Annotated in this window: 16 protein-coding genes; 6 read left to right on the top strand and 10 right to left on the bottom strand. The window is 67.3% G+C overall.

Annotated features, from left to right (window positions below; translation table 11 throughout):
- The first annotated feature begins 96 nt into the window (after window positions 1–96).
- Window positions 97–1,134, top strand: coding sequence for a M48 family metallopeptidase (locus ASE91_RS08535; RefSeq protein WP_156357742.1), 1,038 nt, complete (start codon window positions 97–99; stop codon window positions 1,132–1,134).
- 253 nt (window positions 1,135–1,387) lie between these two features.
- Complete coding sequence (locus tag ASE91_RS08530) at window positions 1,388–1,606, top strand: hypothetical protein (RefSeq protein ID WP_200909493.1); 219 nt, start codon at window positions 1,388–1,390, stop codon at window positions 1,604–1,606.
- Window positions 1,607–1,751: 145 nt separating this feature from the next.
- On the opposite strand, the gene ASE91_RS08525 is transcribed toward ASE91_RS08530, so the two are convergent.
- Window positions 1,752–2,534, bottom strand: coding sequence for a metallophosphoesterase family protein (locus tag ASE91_RS08525; protein WP_056624983.1), 783 nt, complete (start codon window positions 2,532–2,534; stop codon window positions 1,752–1,754).
- 143 nt (window positions 2,535–2,677) lie between these two features.
- On the opposite strand from ASE91_RS08525, the gene galU reads away from it, so the two are divergent.
- On the top strand, window positions 2,678–3,544 hold the full coding sequence (gene galU, locus ASE91_RS08520) for a UTP--glucose-1-phosphate uridylyltransferase GalU (RefSeq protein WP_056001976.1): 867 nt from the start codon (window positions 2,678–2,680) through the stop codon (window positions 3,542–3,544).
- A gap of 34 nt (window positions 3,545–3,578) precedes the next feature.
- Here galU and ASE91_RS08515 read toward each other — a convergent pair whose 3' ends face one another.
- From ASE91_RS08515 to ASE91_RS08475, 9 genes are read right to left on the bottom strand one after another with little or no spacing between them, the layout of a single operon-like run.
- Entirely contained in the window at window positions 3,579–3,914 is a 336-nt protein-coding gene (locus tag ASE91_RS08515) for a DsrE family protein (protein WP_056624980.1), read from the bottom strand.
- Entirely contained in the window at window positions 3,902–4,651 is a 750-nt protein-coding gene (locus ASE91_RS08510; protein ID WP_056624972.1) for a HesA/MoeB/ThiF family protein, read from the bottom strand. Before ASE91_RS08510 ends, ASE91_RS08515 begins: the two co-directional genes overlap by 13 nt.
- Window positions 4,648–5,070 carry a hypothetical protein gene (locus ASE91_RS08505; RefSeq protein WP_056624969.1) on the bottom strand — a complete coding sequence of 141 codons (423 nt, stop codon included), beginning with the start codon at window positions 5,068–5,070 and terminating at the stop codon, window positions 4,648–4,650. The genes ASE91_RS08510 and ASE91_RS08505 overlap by 4 nt, the downstream gene beginning before the upstream one ends.
- Window positions 5,067–5,504, bottom strand: coding sequence for a dUTP diphosphatase (dut, locus tag ASE91_RS08500; RefSeq protein WP_056624966.1), 438 nt, complete (start codon window positions 5,502–5,504; stop codon window positions 5,067–5,069). Before dut ends, ASE91_RS08505 begins: the two co-directional genes overlap by 4 nt.
- Window positions 5,501–6,289 carry an alpha/beta hydrolase family protein gene (locus ASE91_RS08495; protein ID WP_235530386.1) on the bottom strand — a complete coding sequence of 263 codons (789 nt, stop codon included), beginning with the start codon at window positions 6,287–6,289 and terminating at the stop codon, window positions 5,501–5,503. Before ASE91_RS08495 ends, dut begins: the two co-directional genes overlap by 4 nt.
- A 4-nt stretch (window positions 6,290–6,293) precedes the next feature.
- On the bottom strand, window positions 6,294–7,469 hold the full coding sequence (gene coaBC / locus ASE91_RS08490; protein ID WP_056624963.1) for a bifunctional phosphopantothenoylcysteine decarboxylase/phosphopantothenate--cysteine ligase CoaBC: 1,176 nt from the start codon (window positions 7,467–7,469) through the stop codon (window positions 6,294–6,296).
- Window positions 7,466–8,554 carry a hypothetical protein gene (locus ASE91_RS08485; protein ID WP_082453911.1) on the bottom strand — a complete coding sequence of 363 codons (1,089 nt, stop codon included), beginning with the start codon at window positions 8,552–8,554 and terminating at the stop codon, window positions 7,466–7,468. Before ASE91_RS08485 ends, coaBC begins: the two co-directional genes overlap by 4 nt.
- Window positions 8,551–10,083 carry a 2-polyprenylphenol 6-hydroxylase gene (gene ubiB / locus ASE91_RS08480; RefSeq protein ID WP_056624960.1) on the bottom strand — a complete coding sequence of 511 codons (1,533 nt, stop codon included), beginning with the start codon at window positions 10,081–10,083 and terminating at the stop codon, window positions 8,551–8,553. The genes ASE91_RS08485 and ubiB overlap by 4 nt, the downstream gene beginning before the upstream one ends.
- A gap of 52 nt (window positions 10,084–10,135) precedes the next feature.
- Window positions 10,136–10,867 (bottom strand): class I SAM-dependent methyltransferase, encoded by a 732-nt coding sequence (locus tag ASE91_RS08475; protein WP_056624957.1) that lies wholly within the window; start codon window positions 10,865–10,867, stop codon window positions 10,136–10,138.
- A 95-nt stretch (window positions 10,868–10,962) separates the two neighbouring features.
- Here ASE91_RS08475 and mutM point away from each other — a divergent pair, with 95 nt between their 5' ends.
- The 3 genes from mutM (at window position 10,963) to dnaA (ending at window position 14,003) form a co-directional block, all read left to right on the top strand.
- On the top strand, window positions 10,963–11,775 hold the full coding sequence (mutM, locus tag ASE91_RS08470; protein ID WP_056624954.1) for a bifunctional DNA-formamidopyrimidine glycosylase/DNA-(apurinic or apyrimidinic site) lyase: 813 nt from the start codon (window positions 10,963–10,965) through the stop codon (window positions 11,773–11,775).
- A gap of 91 nt (window positions 11,776–11,866) precedes the next feature.
- Window positions 11,867–12,130 carry a 30S ribosomal protein S20 gene (gene rpsT / locus ASE91_RS08465; protein WP_056001951.1) on the top strand — a complete coding sequence of 88 codons (264 nt, stop codon included), beginning with the start codon at window positions 11,867–11,869 and terminating at the stop codon, window positions 12,128–12,130.
- A gap of 466 nt (window positions 12,131–12,596) precedes the next feature.
- Complete coding sequence (gene dnaA / locus ASE91_RS08460) at window positions 12,597–14,003, top strand: chromosomal replication initiator protein DnaA (RefSeq protein WP_056624952.1); 1,407 nt, start codon at window positions 12,597–12,599, stop codon at window positions 14,001–14,003.
- Window positions 14,004–14,084: the final 81 nt, after the last annotated feature.

Genomic DNA, 14,084 nt, shown 5'->3' with positions numbered 1-14,084 from the left:
CGGAGGTTTCCGGCGCCGTTTTTCGTTTCGGTGGGCCGATACCCTGCAGTCTGCCCGGCATCGCCTTGGGCTTTGCGATCATGCTATCGCGGGCGGATGTCTTTTCCCTTTCCTTGGATCGCCGAGCATCGCCGGGTGGTTCGGACGCGGCATCCCGTTTTGCTCGCGACAATATTGCTGACGATCGGTGCTGCGCCGAATACCGCCGTCACCACCGGGACGGACCAGGCGACTCTGGAAACACTTCGCGCTGCCGATCTGCGGCTGGGGGCGATCGGCTATCGGCTGGCCCACGCCAATGCTGCGCTGTGCGCCGATCGCGCGCCCGTCACCGGACTGATCGTGCACGCCATCGATCAGTATGACGTCAGCGAGCAGGCGACTGCCCGCACGACCTTCGGCTTCGAATCCGCGATCGCGGTCGAAGCGGTCGTACCCGGCAGTCCCGCCGACCGCGCCGGGGTGCGAGCGAACGATTCCATCGTCAGCGTAAACGCACGGCCGGTACCGGTCGCGAGCGGCGGTGGTCATGTCGCAACCCGCGACGCCTTCGCCGTGATGCTGGAAGCGCAACCGTCCGATCGACCGTTGGCGATGATCCTGCGCCGTGCAGGTCAGGAGCGACCGGTGACCGTCCCGGCCTCACCCGGATGTCGCACCCTGTTCGAATTGCGGGTCGGACCATCGATGGATGCCGTTGCCGATGGCCGGCTGGTGCAGATTTCCAGCCAGTTTCTCGAACGCTTCGATGATTCGCAACTTGCCGTCGTCGTTGCGCATGAATTGTCGCACAATATCCTGCGCCACCACGTCCGCCTTGAAGCGGCGAAGGTAAGTCGTGGCCTGTTGCGCGAATTGGGCCGAAATGGACGCATCTTTCGCATGACCGAAGACGACGCCGACCGGCTGAGCGTCCATCTGCTCCGCAATGCGCGTTGGGATCCGGCGTCGGCCGTTGCGTTCTGGAAAGGACCCGGTGCCCGGATCGACGGCGGCATTTTCCATAGCCGGACCCATTCATCCGCAGGAAAACGTGCGGAAAATATCGCCTTGGAGATCGCCGCGATCCCGCCCGGCGCGCCGATCCCGTCCGTGCCGCCGATCGTGGCGACGCGCGACCAGCCGCTCCGATAATCCGATCATCATCGGACGCAGTGCGCTTGCCCTAATTGGTACCGCATTGCATACTGAACTTCCGCGATTGCGAACGAAACCGGGCACGCCCCGGTGAGTTTCAGCCGTGCGCAAGGCGTATTATGCTCGTCCGGAACCGGAAACGGTTGGCCGTGATTGGTATGATTAAGCTTGCAGGGGGGCGGACCGTATGCGAAGGGCCGCTCGACGTGTAGAGATACAAGGGAGTGTTGACATGGGTTTTGCTAAGAACATGCTGATCGCGGCTTCGGCCGTTTCGATGACCGTTGCTCCGACGGTTGCGACCGCCGCCAACGCTTCGAAGCTGTCGGTTGCTCGCGCTTCGGCTCCGGCCGCCAAGGGCGAAAAGCTGGCCGGCGGCGGCATCATCGTGGCGCTTCTCGCCGCGGCTGCTGTCGTTGCGGGCATCGTCGTTGTTGCCGATTCGGACAGCGACTCGGACAGCAACTGATTGCTCGCGCGGGAAACCGCGCTTCAGTCTAGGGAAGGGGCGCTCCGTTGGGGCGCCCTTTTTCGTTCGTCCGGCGATCAACGCATCGGGCGATGCCAGTCACAGCGGCTTGCCGTGCTTGTCATTGTTCAGGAACGGTTGGCGTTTACGCCGCTGCGGCGTGGTTGCCTGCGGACAGGGCCGTCGACAGGAACCGCCGCATGTCCCCCTCCAGCACCAGCGCGGTCAATCGGCCGCTGCGATAGGCACCGGTATCGATGCCGATGCGGTTGGCGCGGATGTCGGGATCTTGCGTTACGGTGTGGCCATGCACGACGAAACGTTCGTAGCGGCCGACATGGTCGAGAAATGGCGAGCGAATCCAGCGCAAGTCCGAGGATTTCTGCGCATCGAGCGGAACGCCGGGGCGGATGCCGGCGTGAACGAACACATACTCCCCAACGACCAACTGGTCGGGCAGGCCGCGTAGAAAGTCGAGATGCGCCGCCGGCACATGCCCGGCGATCAGGCGCTGGACGCCCTTCAGATCTTCTCGCTCATAGGCCGCTTCGTCGACGCCGTAGCTGAGCAGGGTTTCCTTGCCGCCGGCGCGTGCGAAGATGCCGAGCGCCTGGCGGGCACCTTCTGCAGCGGAGAGCAGCAGTTCCTCGTGATTGCCGCACAGGCAGTGCACATCGACGCTGGCCGCGCACATCGCCATGACCCGGTCGACAACGCCACGCGATTCCGGACCACGATCGATCAGGTCGCCGAGGAAAACCAGCACCGGCCGCCGTCCGCCGCGTGCCGGATCGGCGTCGATCTGCCCAAGCAGATCGTCGAGGCAATCGAGCCGCCCATGCACGTCACCGATCGCATAAACGACGACATCGTCGGGAACGCGGGGGGCGGGGGTTGCGGGCCTGCGAAATAGCTTGGAGAACACCATGATCTGCGTCGCCCTTAGGGGAAAGGGGCTGTACGATCAATGAACTGCCGCAATGCCGCAGCCGGCAGTACGGCAGGCAAACGTCGTTTGCCAATTCCGCAGCGTATCTCTATCGCGGCGCAGCAAATTTTGGGGATGAAACGATGACGATCAAGAAGGTTCGCAAGGCAGTCTTTCCAGTCGCCGGCCTCGGCACCCGGTTTCTTCCCGCTACCAAATCGATGCCGAAAGAAATGCTGACGGTCGTCGACAAGCCGTTGATCCAGTACGCCGTCGAAGAGGCGCTGGAAGCCGGCATCGAACAGATCATTTTCGTCACCGGCCGCGGCAAGGGCGCGCTGGAGGATCATTTCGACGTTTCCTACGAACTGGAAGCGACGATGAAGGCGCGTGGCAAGTCGATGTCGCTGATCGAGGGCATCCGCCAGAAGCCGGGCAGCCCGGTCTATGTTCGCCAGCAGGAGCCGCTGGGCCTCGGCCATGCGGTGTGGTGCGCGCGTGAGATCGTCGGCGACGAGCCGTTCGCGGTGCTGCTGCCCGACGAACTGATGGTGGGCGGTTTCCTGCGTCAGATGGTCGAAGCCTATAATGAGGTCGGCGGCAACGTCATCGGCGCGCTGGAAGTGCCCGACAGCGAGACCGACAAGTACGGCATCATCTCGCCCGGCAAGCAGGACGGCCGCCTGACCGAAGTCACTGCGCTGGTCGAAAAGCCCAAGGGCAAGGCGCCGTCGAACCTGATGATTCCGGGCCGTTACATCTTGCAGCCCGAAGTCATGCAGATCCTCGATTCGCAGGAGCCGGGCGCCGGTGGCGAAATCCAGCTGACCGACGCGATGGCCAAGCTGATCGGGAACCAGCCGTTCCACGGCTTCACGTTCGACGGCAAGCGGTACGATTGCGGCGACAAGGCCGGCTGGGTGCAGGCGAACATCGCCGTGGCGCTGGGTCGGGCCGATATCGGACCGGCAGTGCGTGCGTTCGCGCAGGAAGCACTCGCCAACGGTTGAGCGGGTCGGGCGGGGGCCACGGCCTCCGCCCCGTCTACACGGTGACCAGCCGGTCGTCGGCGAGGGTCGCGAGCAGGTCGATCATGCCACCTGCCGCGACCATCGCGTCGTCCGCCGCCAGCCCGGCAAGCGCGAGCCCGGTCTGACAGGCGATCAGTTCGACGCCGCTCTCGATCGCGACGGCCCGCATCCCGGTCAGGTTCGGCAACCCCGCCGGCGCGGTCCCGGCCTCCGCCAGCAGCGCCACGGCCCCCTCGTGCAGATAGACCCGCGTTCGCCCGCCCAGCGCCGCTGCCGCGCAGGCGAGGGTAAGTGCGGCGCGGAAGCGGTCGGGATCGGGCGCGACGACGATGATCGTCAGCCCGCGCATCGGCAGCCCGGATCCTTCGGCAGCGACAGAGTGCGGAAGCGGAAGGCGAGCAGGTCGGCGACCAGCAGCTTGCCCGCCGGATCGTCGCCGAAGCCGACGATCGCGCGGATGGTCTCCAGCGCGGCGAGGCTGCCCATCACCCCGGTCAGCGCGCCCAGCACCCCCTGATCGGCGCAACTGGCATCGGCGCGGGCGGGATCGTTGCCGACGAGGCAGCGATAACAGGGCAGATGCGCTTCCCAGCCGCGAAAGACCCCCAATTGTCCCTCGAACTGGCCGACCGCCGCCGAGACCAGCGGAACGCGCTCCGCCAGCGCGGCATCGGCGACGATCAGGCGCGTGGCGAAATTGTCGCAGCCATCGAGAATCACGTCCGCCCTGGCGAGCAGCTTGCTGGCGTTGGCCGCGTCGATGCGCGTGGCGACCGGCTCGACCGTGACATACGGGTTGATGCGGCCGAGCGCCTGCGCGGCGGCGGTCACCTTGGCCGTGCCGATATCGCCGTCCCCGAACAACGTCTGGCGTTGCAGGTTGCTCGCGTCGACCCGGTCGTCGTCGATCACGACCAGCGTGCCGACCCCCGCCGCCGCCAGATATTGCAGCGCGGGCGAACCGATGCCGCCCGCGCCGATGACGACGACGCGCGCGGCCTTCAGCGCCGCCTGTCCCGCCCCGCCGACCTCGCGCAGGACGAGGTGGCGGGCGTAGCGATCGAGTTCGGCGTCGGAAAAGGTCATTCGGTCCAGTCGAACCGCAACGAGGCGCGGTACCAGCTGCCACCTTTGACGAAGTGCGGCATCAGATTGCCGCGCGCGAAGCTGACGACCAGCCCGGCACCATATTGTTCGACGGTCGGACAGCCGATCGCACGGGGGATGGTGGCACGGACTAGATCATCCTCGCCGATCAGCACCGCGACGTCGACCTGCAACTCCGTACGGCCCATCACCGGCATGGGGCGCGGGCATTCGTTGCGGCGCAGTTCGGTCACGACGAAATTGACCATCGACGTCGTCGGTTGCGGAGTCCGGCGATAGGGCAAGGGCGGCAGCGCGGCCCAGTCGATCGGCGAGCGGGCGATCGGGGGTGCGGCGGGCACCGGCATCGGCACCAGCGGCATCGCCTGCGTTAGCGTGAGCAGGGTCAGCAGCGTCATCGCCCGGTCGAACCGAATCCGCCGGTTCCTCGTGCGGTATCGTCGAGCGTATCGACCTCGATCACGTCGGCGCGGGTGACGGCGGCGGGAACGAGCTGTGCGATGCGTTCGCCGCGTACGACGCGGAACGGTTGGTCGCCGAGATTGGCGAGGATCACCTTCACCTCACCGCGATAATCGCTGTCGATCGTCCCGGGGGTGTTCAGGCAGGTGATGCCATTTTTGAGCGCGAGGCCCGAGCGTGGGCGGACCTGTACCTCGAACCCATCGGGGATCGCGATGGCGAAGCCGGTCGCGACGGCGTGGCGCGCACCGGGGGCGAGTTCGACCTCCTCGGCCGCGACCACGTCCATGCCCGCCGCACCGGCGGTGGCATAGCCGGGCAGCGGCAGATCGTGCCCATGGGGCAGGCGGCGCAGGCGGATCGGGATCATGGCGTCACCATCGCATTGCGTTGCGGGGTCGTGGGCGGCGCGGCGGCCATGCGGCGTACCGCGTCGATCAGATCGCCGTCGCGCAACAGGTCATGCCCGCGCCCGGGCAGGACGCGATAGTCGGTGGCGATCCCGCGCAGCGCCAGCGCCTCGGCATAGCCGCGCGAAAAGCGCAGGGGCGTTTCCCGGTCGTCGGCGCCCACCAGCAGCGCGACGCGGGTCGATGGCGCGACGCCGCCGACGGTCTGCAACGGATCGAAGCTGTCCACCGCCGTCCTGAACCCGACCGCCCCCTGATTCGCGCGATACTTTCGCCATTCGGGCAACATGCACGGGCAACCCGCCAGCACGACGCCGTCGACGAGCCCCGGACGGACCCCCATCAACGTCGCCGCCATCGCCGCCCCGCCCGATTGCCCGACCAGGATCACGCGCGCCTGTTGATAGCGGGTGCGCCAGCCCGCAATAGCATCGGCGACCGCCGCCACACGATCGGCAGTATAGCTGTCGCCGTCGGTCCCGCCGCGGGTGCCGGGCGATGCGTTGCCTGTCGCATCGCGATAGCCCGGCCGCAGCAATGCGACCGCGCGTGCGCCGGGGATCGCGTCGGCAATGGCATGGGCGGCGTCGTTGAACGCGGCGGGCACCATGCCGTCGCCGTCGCCGTGCAGCACGAGGACGAGGGTGCGGACATCGCGCGACGCGGTCGGGCCGAAACTGGCACCGGCCAGCGTCACCGGTGGCGGCGCGGTGGTGGCGCAGCCGACGGTGGCAAGGAGCAACAAGGGACTAAAGCAGCGCATCGGCAATCCGGTCGGCCAGTCGGGCCGCGATATCGGTCTTGGGGGCGTCGGACCAGCGTTCGACACCGTCGGCGGTGACGAGTTGGACCGCGTTGCGATCCCCGCCCATCACATCGCCTGACACGTCGTTGGCGACGATCCAGTCGGCATTCTTGGCGCTGCGCTTGGCGGTGGCATGGGCGAGCACGTCGTCGGTTTCGGCCGCGAAGCCGACCAACAGGCGCGGACGGCGCGGCGAACGGCCGAGCATGGCGAGGATGTCGGGATTGGGCAGCAGGGTGAGCGTCGGCGGGCCGTCGCCCTTCTTCAGTTTGGACGGGGCGGCCTCGACCTGCCAGTCGGCGACGGCGGCGACCATGACGGCGGCATCGGCGGGCAGCGCCTGTGCCACCGCATTGGCCATGTCGCGCGCCGATTCGACATCGACCCGCGTCACGCCCGGCGGCGTCGGCATCGTTACCGGTCCGGCGATCAACGTCACCTGCGCACCGCGCGCGGCGCACGCGGCGGCGATGGCGAAACCCTGTTTGCCCGAGGAGCGGTTGGCGAGATAGCGGACCGGATCGATCGCCTCATGCGTCGGGCCGGCGGTCACCAGCACATGGCGACCGGCCAGCGACGGGTTGGTCGGGGTCGTCATCGCCTCGATCGCGGCGACGATCGCGGGCGGTTCGGGCAGGCGGCCGGGGCCGAATTCGCCGCAGGCCATTGCCCCGTCATCGGGGTCGAGCACGGTCACGCCGCGCCGGCGCAGGGTCGCGACATTGTCGGTGGTCGCGGCATGTTGCCACATGCGGACGTTCATCGCCGGGACGGCCAGCACCGGCTTGTCGGTGGCGAGCAGCAACGTGGTGGCGAGGTCGTCGGCCATGCCCGCCGCCATGCGCGCGAGCAGGTCGGCAGTGGCCGGGGCGACGACCACCAGATCGGCCTGCCGGCTGAGCTGGATATGGCCCATCTCGGCCTCGTCCTTCAGGTCCCACAGGCTGGTATGGACCGGCTGCTCGCTGAGTGCCGCCAGTGTCATCGGCGTCACGAACTGCGCGCCGCCATCGGTCAGCACGCAGCGGACGCTATGGCCGCGGCCGCGCAACAGGCGGATCAGCTCGCACGCCTTGTATGCGGCGATGCCGCCACCGACGATCAGCAATATGCGCGTCATCGGGTAATCCTCTGCACCCGAACACGCCGCCTGTCGAGGATCGGCCGGGCCAGGTCGCGTACCGCGTCGGGAAGAAACGCCATGCCCACCAGATAGGCAGGGGCGGTGGCGAGCGCCCAGTAGAAGTTGTCGGTGCGTGCGAACACCGCGATCACCAGCGCATATCCGCCAAAGGTGAGTGCGGCACGTCCGCCGAGCGGCCCCGGTGCCGCCGCCCAGCCGAGCATCGCCAGCATCGCCAGCGGCGCGCCCAGCCACCATGGCAGGATGATGAGCGCGGTCGATCGCGCCATGGCGGAAGCGAACAGGCTGGGGCCGTGCAGGCCGCTCCAGCCGGGCGATACCGCGTCGAGCGGCCCGGCGACCAGCACGACCGCGCGGGCATGGAGCAGCAGGACGGCGACGAACACCAGCAGCGCCGCGACCCAGCCCAGCGCCTCGCGTCGACGCCCGTCCAGCAGTGCCGCCGCCAGCATCGCCAGTGCATAGAGCGCCGCCGTTTCCTGGATCACCATCGCGCACAGTGCCAGTGCGACCGCCTCGACCCAGCGGTCCTCGCGCCGGATCGCCAGCGACCATGCGATCAGCAGCCCGGCCCATAGCTCGTGGAAAGCGACCAGCGACGGCTGGACGAACGCGACCATGCCACCGGCGAGCAGGAACAGCGCGACGATGCGCGGCGGGCCGCGTTCGAACCAGCCGCCGATCCGCCGGCTCCATGCAAGGCCGGTGGCGGCGGCGATGGCGATCAGCAGCAGGATCGAGACGAGGTCGGGCAGCGCCGCCTGCACCACGCTCAGCGTCGGCAGGCGGATCGCGGGGAAGGGGTGGAGCGGGGCGCGATTGGCGCGCAGTTCCTGCGCTGCAACGGCATAATAATCGCCGCCGCTGCGCAGCCCGTCGACGACCGAGGCATAGAGGTCGACACCGAGCGGCGCGTCGCGGGCCGGGTCCTCGGCCGGCAGGAACCAGGCCGATGCCAGCAGGGCGAGCGCCAGCAGCGCGATGCCGAGCGCCATGCCGGGCCGCAGCGTCGCGAACCGGCTGGAGCACGACAGCCAGACCGGCGGTCGCGCGCGGATCATCCCAGCAGCATCGCCGAGGCCGCACCGACGAGGCCGCCGGCGATCCCGACCGCCGCATAGCGCCAGCCGCCGCCGACGCGGACGACGGCGACCTCGGGCAGCGGCGGGGAGGGCGGGGCACCGCCGGGCGCGGGATAGCGCGCCTCGATATTGCGGATCAGGTCGGGCAGCCGGGCAAAGGTGCGCAGGTCGGTGATGATCCGGTCGGCGACCATCGCCTCCGGCCCCAGCTCGTCGCGAATCCAGCCGCGCACGAACGGCGCCGCCGTCTCCCACAGGTTGATGTCGGGATCGAGTGCGGTCGCGACCCCTTCCACCATCACCATCGTCTTTTGCAGCAGCAGCAGGTGCGGCTGCGTTTCCATGTCGAAGTCGCGGGTGATGTTGAACAGCGAATCGAGCATCATGCCGACCGACATGTCCTTGACCGCCAGCCCGCGCATCGGTTCGCCGACCGCACGCAGCGCCGTGGCGAACTCGGCGACATTGTGATGGGCCGGGACATAGCCCGCCTCGAAATGGATCTCGGCGACGCGCTTATAGTCCCCGGTGATGAGGCCATACAGGATCTCAGCCAACCACACCCGCGCGCGGCGGTCGATCCGGCCCATGATTCCGAAATCGATCGCGGCGATGCGACCATCGGGCAGGGCGAACAGATTGCCCTGGTGCATGTCGGCGTGGAAGAATCCGTCGGCGATCGCCTGTCGCAGGAACGCGCGGACCAGCCGCGTCGCCATCGCATGCAGGTCGTGCCCTGCCGCGATCAGCGCCGGGCGGTTCGACAGCTTGATACCGTCGATCCATTCGGTGGTCAGAATCTTGGACGTGGTCCGCTGCCAGTCGATTGCGGGAATGGTGAAGTCGGGCTCCGCCTCCATCCCCTGTGCCAGTTCCGACGCGGACGCGGCTTCGCGGCGCAGGTCGAGTTCGCGCGCGGTCCAGCGCTTCATCGTCTCGATCACGAGGCGCGGGCGCAGCCGCCGCAATTCGCCGCCCATCGTCTCCATGCGGGCGGCGGCCCATTCATAGGTGTCGATCGCGTCGAAAAACTGCACCTCGACGCCGGGCCTCAGGACCTTCACCGCGACCCGGCGGCCGTCGGTGGTGATGGCGCGGTGGACCTGTGCGATCGAGGCGGCACCGACCGGGCTTTCCTCGATCGACTGGAACAGGCGCTCGATCGGCTGACCCAGTCCCGATTCGATCGCCGGGCGCACCACAGCCCATGACAGCGGCGGTAGCGCGTCTTGCAGCGACAACAGGTCCTGCGCCACATCCTCGCCGACCAGATCGGGGCGGGTGGCGAGCGTCTGGCCGAGCTTGATCGCTGCCGGACCCAGCGCCGCGAACGCCTCGGCATAGCGCGGGGTCGCGGGGACGCGCGCGCCCAGCCGGGCAAGGCGCACGACCCGGCGCAGGCGCGGCGGCGTGCGCGGGTTGCGCTCCAGCTCGATCAACGCGCCGTGGCGGGCGAGCGTGCGCCCCCATTTCAGGATGCGCCAGTAATGGGTGAGGGGCGACGTCATGCGGCCTTTTGCCCTGGACCCCCGCCTGCGCGGGGGTTTGATGCGTGCCGCATCAAATCTTCCACCCGCTATGGATCGCGACCAGCCCACCCATGATCGGCTCCACCCGCGTGCGGATGAAGCCCGCCTCGCCGATCATCCGTTCGAAGGTCGGCATGTCGGGAAAGCGACGGATCGATTCGATCAGATACCGATAGCTGTCCTCGTCATTCGCCAGCAGCTTGCCGAGCTTGGGCACCAGCTTGTGCGAATATTGGTCGTAGACATCGGCAAAGCCCGGCCACGTCACCGTCGAGAATTCGAGACAGAAGAAGCGCCCGCCGCGCTTCAGCACGCGGTGCGCCTCGCGCAACGCCTTGGGAATGTCGGTCACGTTGCGGATGCCGAACGCAATCGTATAGCCGTCGAACGCCCGGTCGCCGAAATCGAGCGTCTCGGCATTTTGTTCGGACCAGAGCAGGCCGTCGATGCCACGCTTTTCGGCGCGTTCCATGCCCACGCCCAGCATCGCCGGGTTGATGTCGGCGACCGTGATGTGCGCGCCGGCCTTGGCCATGCGGAACGCGATGTCGCCGGTGCCGCCGGCCATGTCGAGAATCGATTCGCCCTTTTGCGGCTTCACCCGCGCGACGAACCGGTCCTTCCACAACCGGTGCATGCCCCCCGACATCGCGTCGTTCATCAGGTCGTAGCGCGAGGCGACGCTGGCGAAGACATCGCCGACGCGCTTGGTCTTTTCCGCAGGAGCCACATCTTCGTAACCGAAGGATACCGTGTCGTTCATGGGACTGCCCTAGCCGTGCCTTGTGGCGGGGGCAAACCGAACCTAGCTCTCTGGCGTACATACCGGTGCCAAGCGCCGGCCGACCGAAGGACCGCATGCCCGAACTTCCCGAAGTCGAAACCACCGTTCGCGGTCTGGCACCCGTCTTGACCGGTCAGCGGCTGGCGCGAGTCATCGCGAATCGTGCCGATCTTCGCCGGGCGCTGCCGGTCGATCTGGGGCAGCGGCTGACCGGGGCGACGGTGACCGGCCTGTCGCGCCGCGCCAAATACGGGCTGATCGCGACCGATCGCGACGACACCTTCATCTTTCACCTCGGCATGTCGGGGCGGTGGCGGGTCGATCCGACCGAGCCGCTGGCCCATGACCATCTGGAGCTGACGACCGATGCCGGGCGGCAGGTGGTGCTCAACGATCCGCGTCGCTTCGGGTCGGTCGATCTGATGCCGACCGCCGAGGTCCCGGCATGGCCGCCCTTTGCCGCACTGGGGCCCGAGCCGCTGGGCCCGGACTTTACCGCCGAGCATCTGGAGCGGCGGTTCGCAGGGCGAATCGCGCCGGTCAAGATCCTGCTGCTCGATCAGCGAATCGTTGCGGGACTCGGCAATATCTATGTGTGCGAGGCGCTGAACGTCGCGGGCATTTCACCGACCCGGCCGGCGGGGCAAATCGCGCGCGAACGGCTGGCGCTGCTGGTCGATGCGACCCGCGCGGTGCTGTTGTCGGCGATCGAGGCAGGGGGATCGACCCTGCGCGATTATGCCCGTCCCGATGGCGAACTGGGCTATTTCTCGAAACAATTCAGGGTCTATGGCCGTGAAGGCGAACCATGCCCGTGCGGCGGTATCGTCGAGCGGCGCGTCGATGGTGGACGCTCCACCTTCTGGTGCCGATCCTGCCAGCGATAGTTGACCTGACGCCCCCGACCAGTTAAGGGGCGCACCTTCTCCGGTCGGATTGTTCGATCGGCACCAATCATTTGCGAGAGTCGAGGACGGCATGGCGAATACGCCACAGGCGAAGAAGCGTATCCGGCGCAATGCGCGTCGTGCGGAAATCAATGGTGCGCGCGTTGGTCGCATCCGTACCTTCGTAAAGAAGGTCGAGGCAGCGATCGTGGCGGGTGACCGCGAAGCGGCGACCACCGCGCTGGCGAGCGTCCAGCCGGAGCTGGCCCGTGGCGTCGCCAAGGGCGTGCTGCACAAGAACACTGCGAGCCGCAAGTTCTCGCGCCTGACGAAGGCGGTCGGCGCGATCGCCTGATCGCTTTGTCCTTGTCGGACAGGATCAACCCCGTCGACCACATGGTCGGCGGGGTTTCTTGCGTCGCCCGATCACGGTGTCACACGTCGGTCCGAAGCGCCCGTTCCGCGCTGGAATGGTTCCTGCAAACCGTGCCGAATCAACGCCCGGGAAAACGGCAGAAATCCGTGGATTCGAGGATTCGGACCAAGCGAAAATCTGCTAAGATATTGACATAAAAAGCAAAAAAATAAATCCAACGGGTTTCCGCCGCTGGGGCGCTGTCAACCGCCTTTATTTCGGTTTCGTGACTTGATCGATCGGCGTCGCGGTTCCTAAACAGCACTTCCCGACGCCGATAGCGGTGGTCGGGGCCCGCACGAATCTCCGTGTACGATCGTCGCTCCGGCACGGTCAGGGGGGCTTTTAAACGATGGATGAACCGTGGCGGAGAAGCTGATTCTCCGGGCGGGAGGGGTGTATCTGAGTGACGAAACCGGTGGATCATGGTCAGGTTGAGGTTGCCGCGGCATGGGCCTGCGTGCGCCAGAACCTGCGTGCGTCCGCCGGACAGCGGCTGTTCGACCGGTGGCTGAAGCCGATGGAACTGGTCGCCCCCGATGGCGACGGCGTCGTCCGCCTGACGCTGCCGTCGGCCTTCATGACCGATTGGGTCCGCAATCATTATGCTGAACGCCTGACGCACGAGTTCCGGGCGCAATTGCCGGAAGTGCGCGACGTGGTGGTCGAAACGGCGAGCGCGCTGCAATCGCGAATCGTGCCGCCGGCCGTATTGCCGGAATCGGCGCCAGCCCCCGTCGCGCCGCCGGTGGCCTTCGCGGCCGCCGTGCCGCAGCGGGTGCCCGGCGACCGTCCGGTGTTCGATCCGCGCTATCGTTTCGACCGGTTCGTCGTTTCGGCATCGAATCGAGTGGCGTTCAATGCCGCGAAGGCGGTGGCGGAACCTGGCGCGCCGCGCTTCAGCCCGCTATTCCTGCATAGCGGTACCGGCCTTGGCAAAACGCATCTGATGCATGCGATCGGTCATGCGTTCCTCGACGCCGATCCGGCGGCAAGCGCGACCTATCTGCCGGCCGAGCGGTTCATGTTCGAGTTCGTCGCGGCGATGCGCGCGCGCGATACCCATGGATTCAAGGCGCGGCTGCGCGGGGTCGATCTGCTGATGATCGACGACCTGCAATTCGTGGCGGGCAAGGATGCGACGCAGGAGGAATGCCTGCACACGATCAACGCGTTCATGGATGCGGGCAAGCGGGTGGTGATCGCCTGCGACCGTTCGCCGGGGCTGCTGGAGGGCATCGATCCCCGGCTGCTGTCGCGGCTGGGCGGGGGGCTGGTCGCCGACATCAAGCTGCCGGAAACCGAGCTGCGCCATGCGATCCTCGCGGCGAAGCTGGCCGAGGTGCCCGGCATCGTCGTGCCCGAGGATGTGCTCGAACTGCTGGCCGGACGTATTCGCGGCAGCGTGCGCGAACTGGAAGGTGCGCTGAACCGGTTGATCGCCTATGCCTCGCTGACCGGCGATACGATCGATATGGCGTTCGCCCATGCGACGCTGGGCGAGATGCTGGCCGGGCCGGCCAAGCGGGTCACGATCGATGACATCCAGCGCGCGGTGTCCGCGCATTTCGAGGTCAAGCAGCTCGACCTGATTTCTGCCCGGCGGGCGCAGGCGATCGCGCGGCCGCGGCAGGTGGCGATGTATCTCGCCAAGCGGCTGACGACGCGCTCGTTGCCCGAAATCGGTCGCAAGTTCGGCAATCGCGACCATTCGACCGTGATCCACGCCGTGCGGCGGATCGAGGAATTGCGCGGGGTCGATCGCGAGATCGACAGCGCGGTGCGGACGTTGTTGCGCTCGCTCGACGGCTGAGCGAATTCAAGCAGAATTGATTCACGCGAAGGCGCGAAGACGCGGAGGGGTTGCGTCAGACGCTATCCTTGCCCGCGCCAG

The sequence above is a fragment of the Sphingomonas sp. Leaf62 genome, assembly GCF_001421915.1.
Lineage (GTDB): Bacteria > Pseudomonadota > Alphaproteobacteria > Sphingomonadales > Sphingomonadaceae > Sphingomonas.
This window is presented reverse-complemented; position numbering and strand designations above follow the sequence as displayed.

Coding starts and splice junctions, on each gene's coding strand:
- ASE91_RS08535 (WP_156357742.1), top strand. CDS start 97: ATGTCTTTTCCCTTTCCTTGGATCGCCGAGCATCGCCGGGTGGTTCGG.
- ASE91_RS08530 (WP_200909493.1), top strand. CDS start 1,388: ATGCTGATCGCGGCTTCGGCCGTTTCGATGACCGTTGCTCCGACGGTT.
- ASE91_RS08525 (WP_056624983.1), bottom strand. CDS start 2,534: ATGGTGTTCTCCAAGCTATTTCGCAGGCCCGCAACCCCCGCCCCCCGC.
- galU (WP_056001976.1), top strand. CDS start 2,678: ATGACGATCAAGAAGGTTCGCAAGGCAGTCTTTCCAGTCGCCGGCCTC.
- ASE91_RS08515 (WP_056624980.1), bottom strand. CDS start 3,914: ATGCGCGGGCTGACGATCATCGTCGTCGCGCCCGATCCCGACCGCTTC.
- ASE91_RS08510 (WP_056624972.1), bottom strand. CDS start 4,651: ATGACCTTTTCCGACGCCGAACTCGATCGCTACGCCCGCCACCTCGTC.
- ASE91_RS08505 (WP_056624969.1), bottom strand. CDS start 5,070: ATGACGCTGCTGACCCTGCTCACGCTAACGCAGGCGATGCCGCTGGTG.
- dut (WP_056624966.1), bottom strand. CDS start 5,504: ATGATCCCGATCCGCCTGCGCCGCCTGCCCCATGGGCACGATCTGCCG.
- coaBC (WP_056624963.1), bottom strand. CDS start 7,469: ATGACGCGCATATTGCTGATCGTCGGTGGCGGCATCGCCGCATACAAG.
- ASE91_RS08485 (WP_082453911.1), bottom strand. CDS start 8,554: ATGATCCGCGCGCGACCGCCGGTCTGGCTGTCGTGCTCCAGCCGGTTC.
- ubiB (WP_056624960.1), bottom strand. CDS start 10,083: ATGACGTCGCCCCTCACCCATTACTGGCGCATCCTGAAATGGGGGCGC.
- ASE91_RS08475 (WP_056624957.1), bottom strand. CDS start 10,867: ATGAACGACACGGTATCCTTCGGTTACGAAGATGTGGCTCCTGCGGAA.
- mutM (WP_056624954.1), top strand. CDS start 10,963: ATGCCCGAACTTCCCGAAGTCGAAACCACCGTTCGCGGTCTGGCACCC.
- rpsT (WP_056001951.1), top strand. CDS start 11,867: ATGGCGAATACGCCACAGGCGAAGAAGCGTATCCGGCGCAATGCGCGT.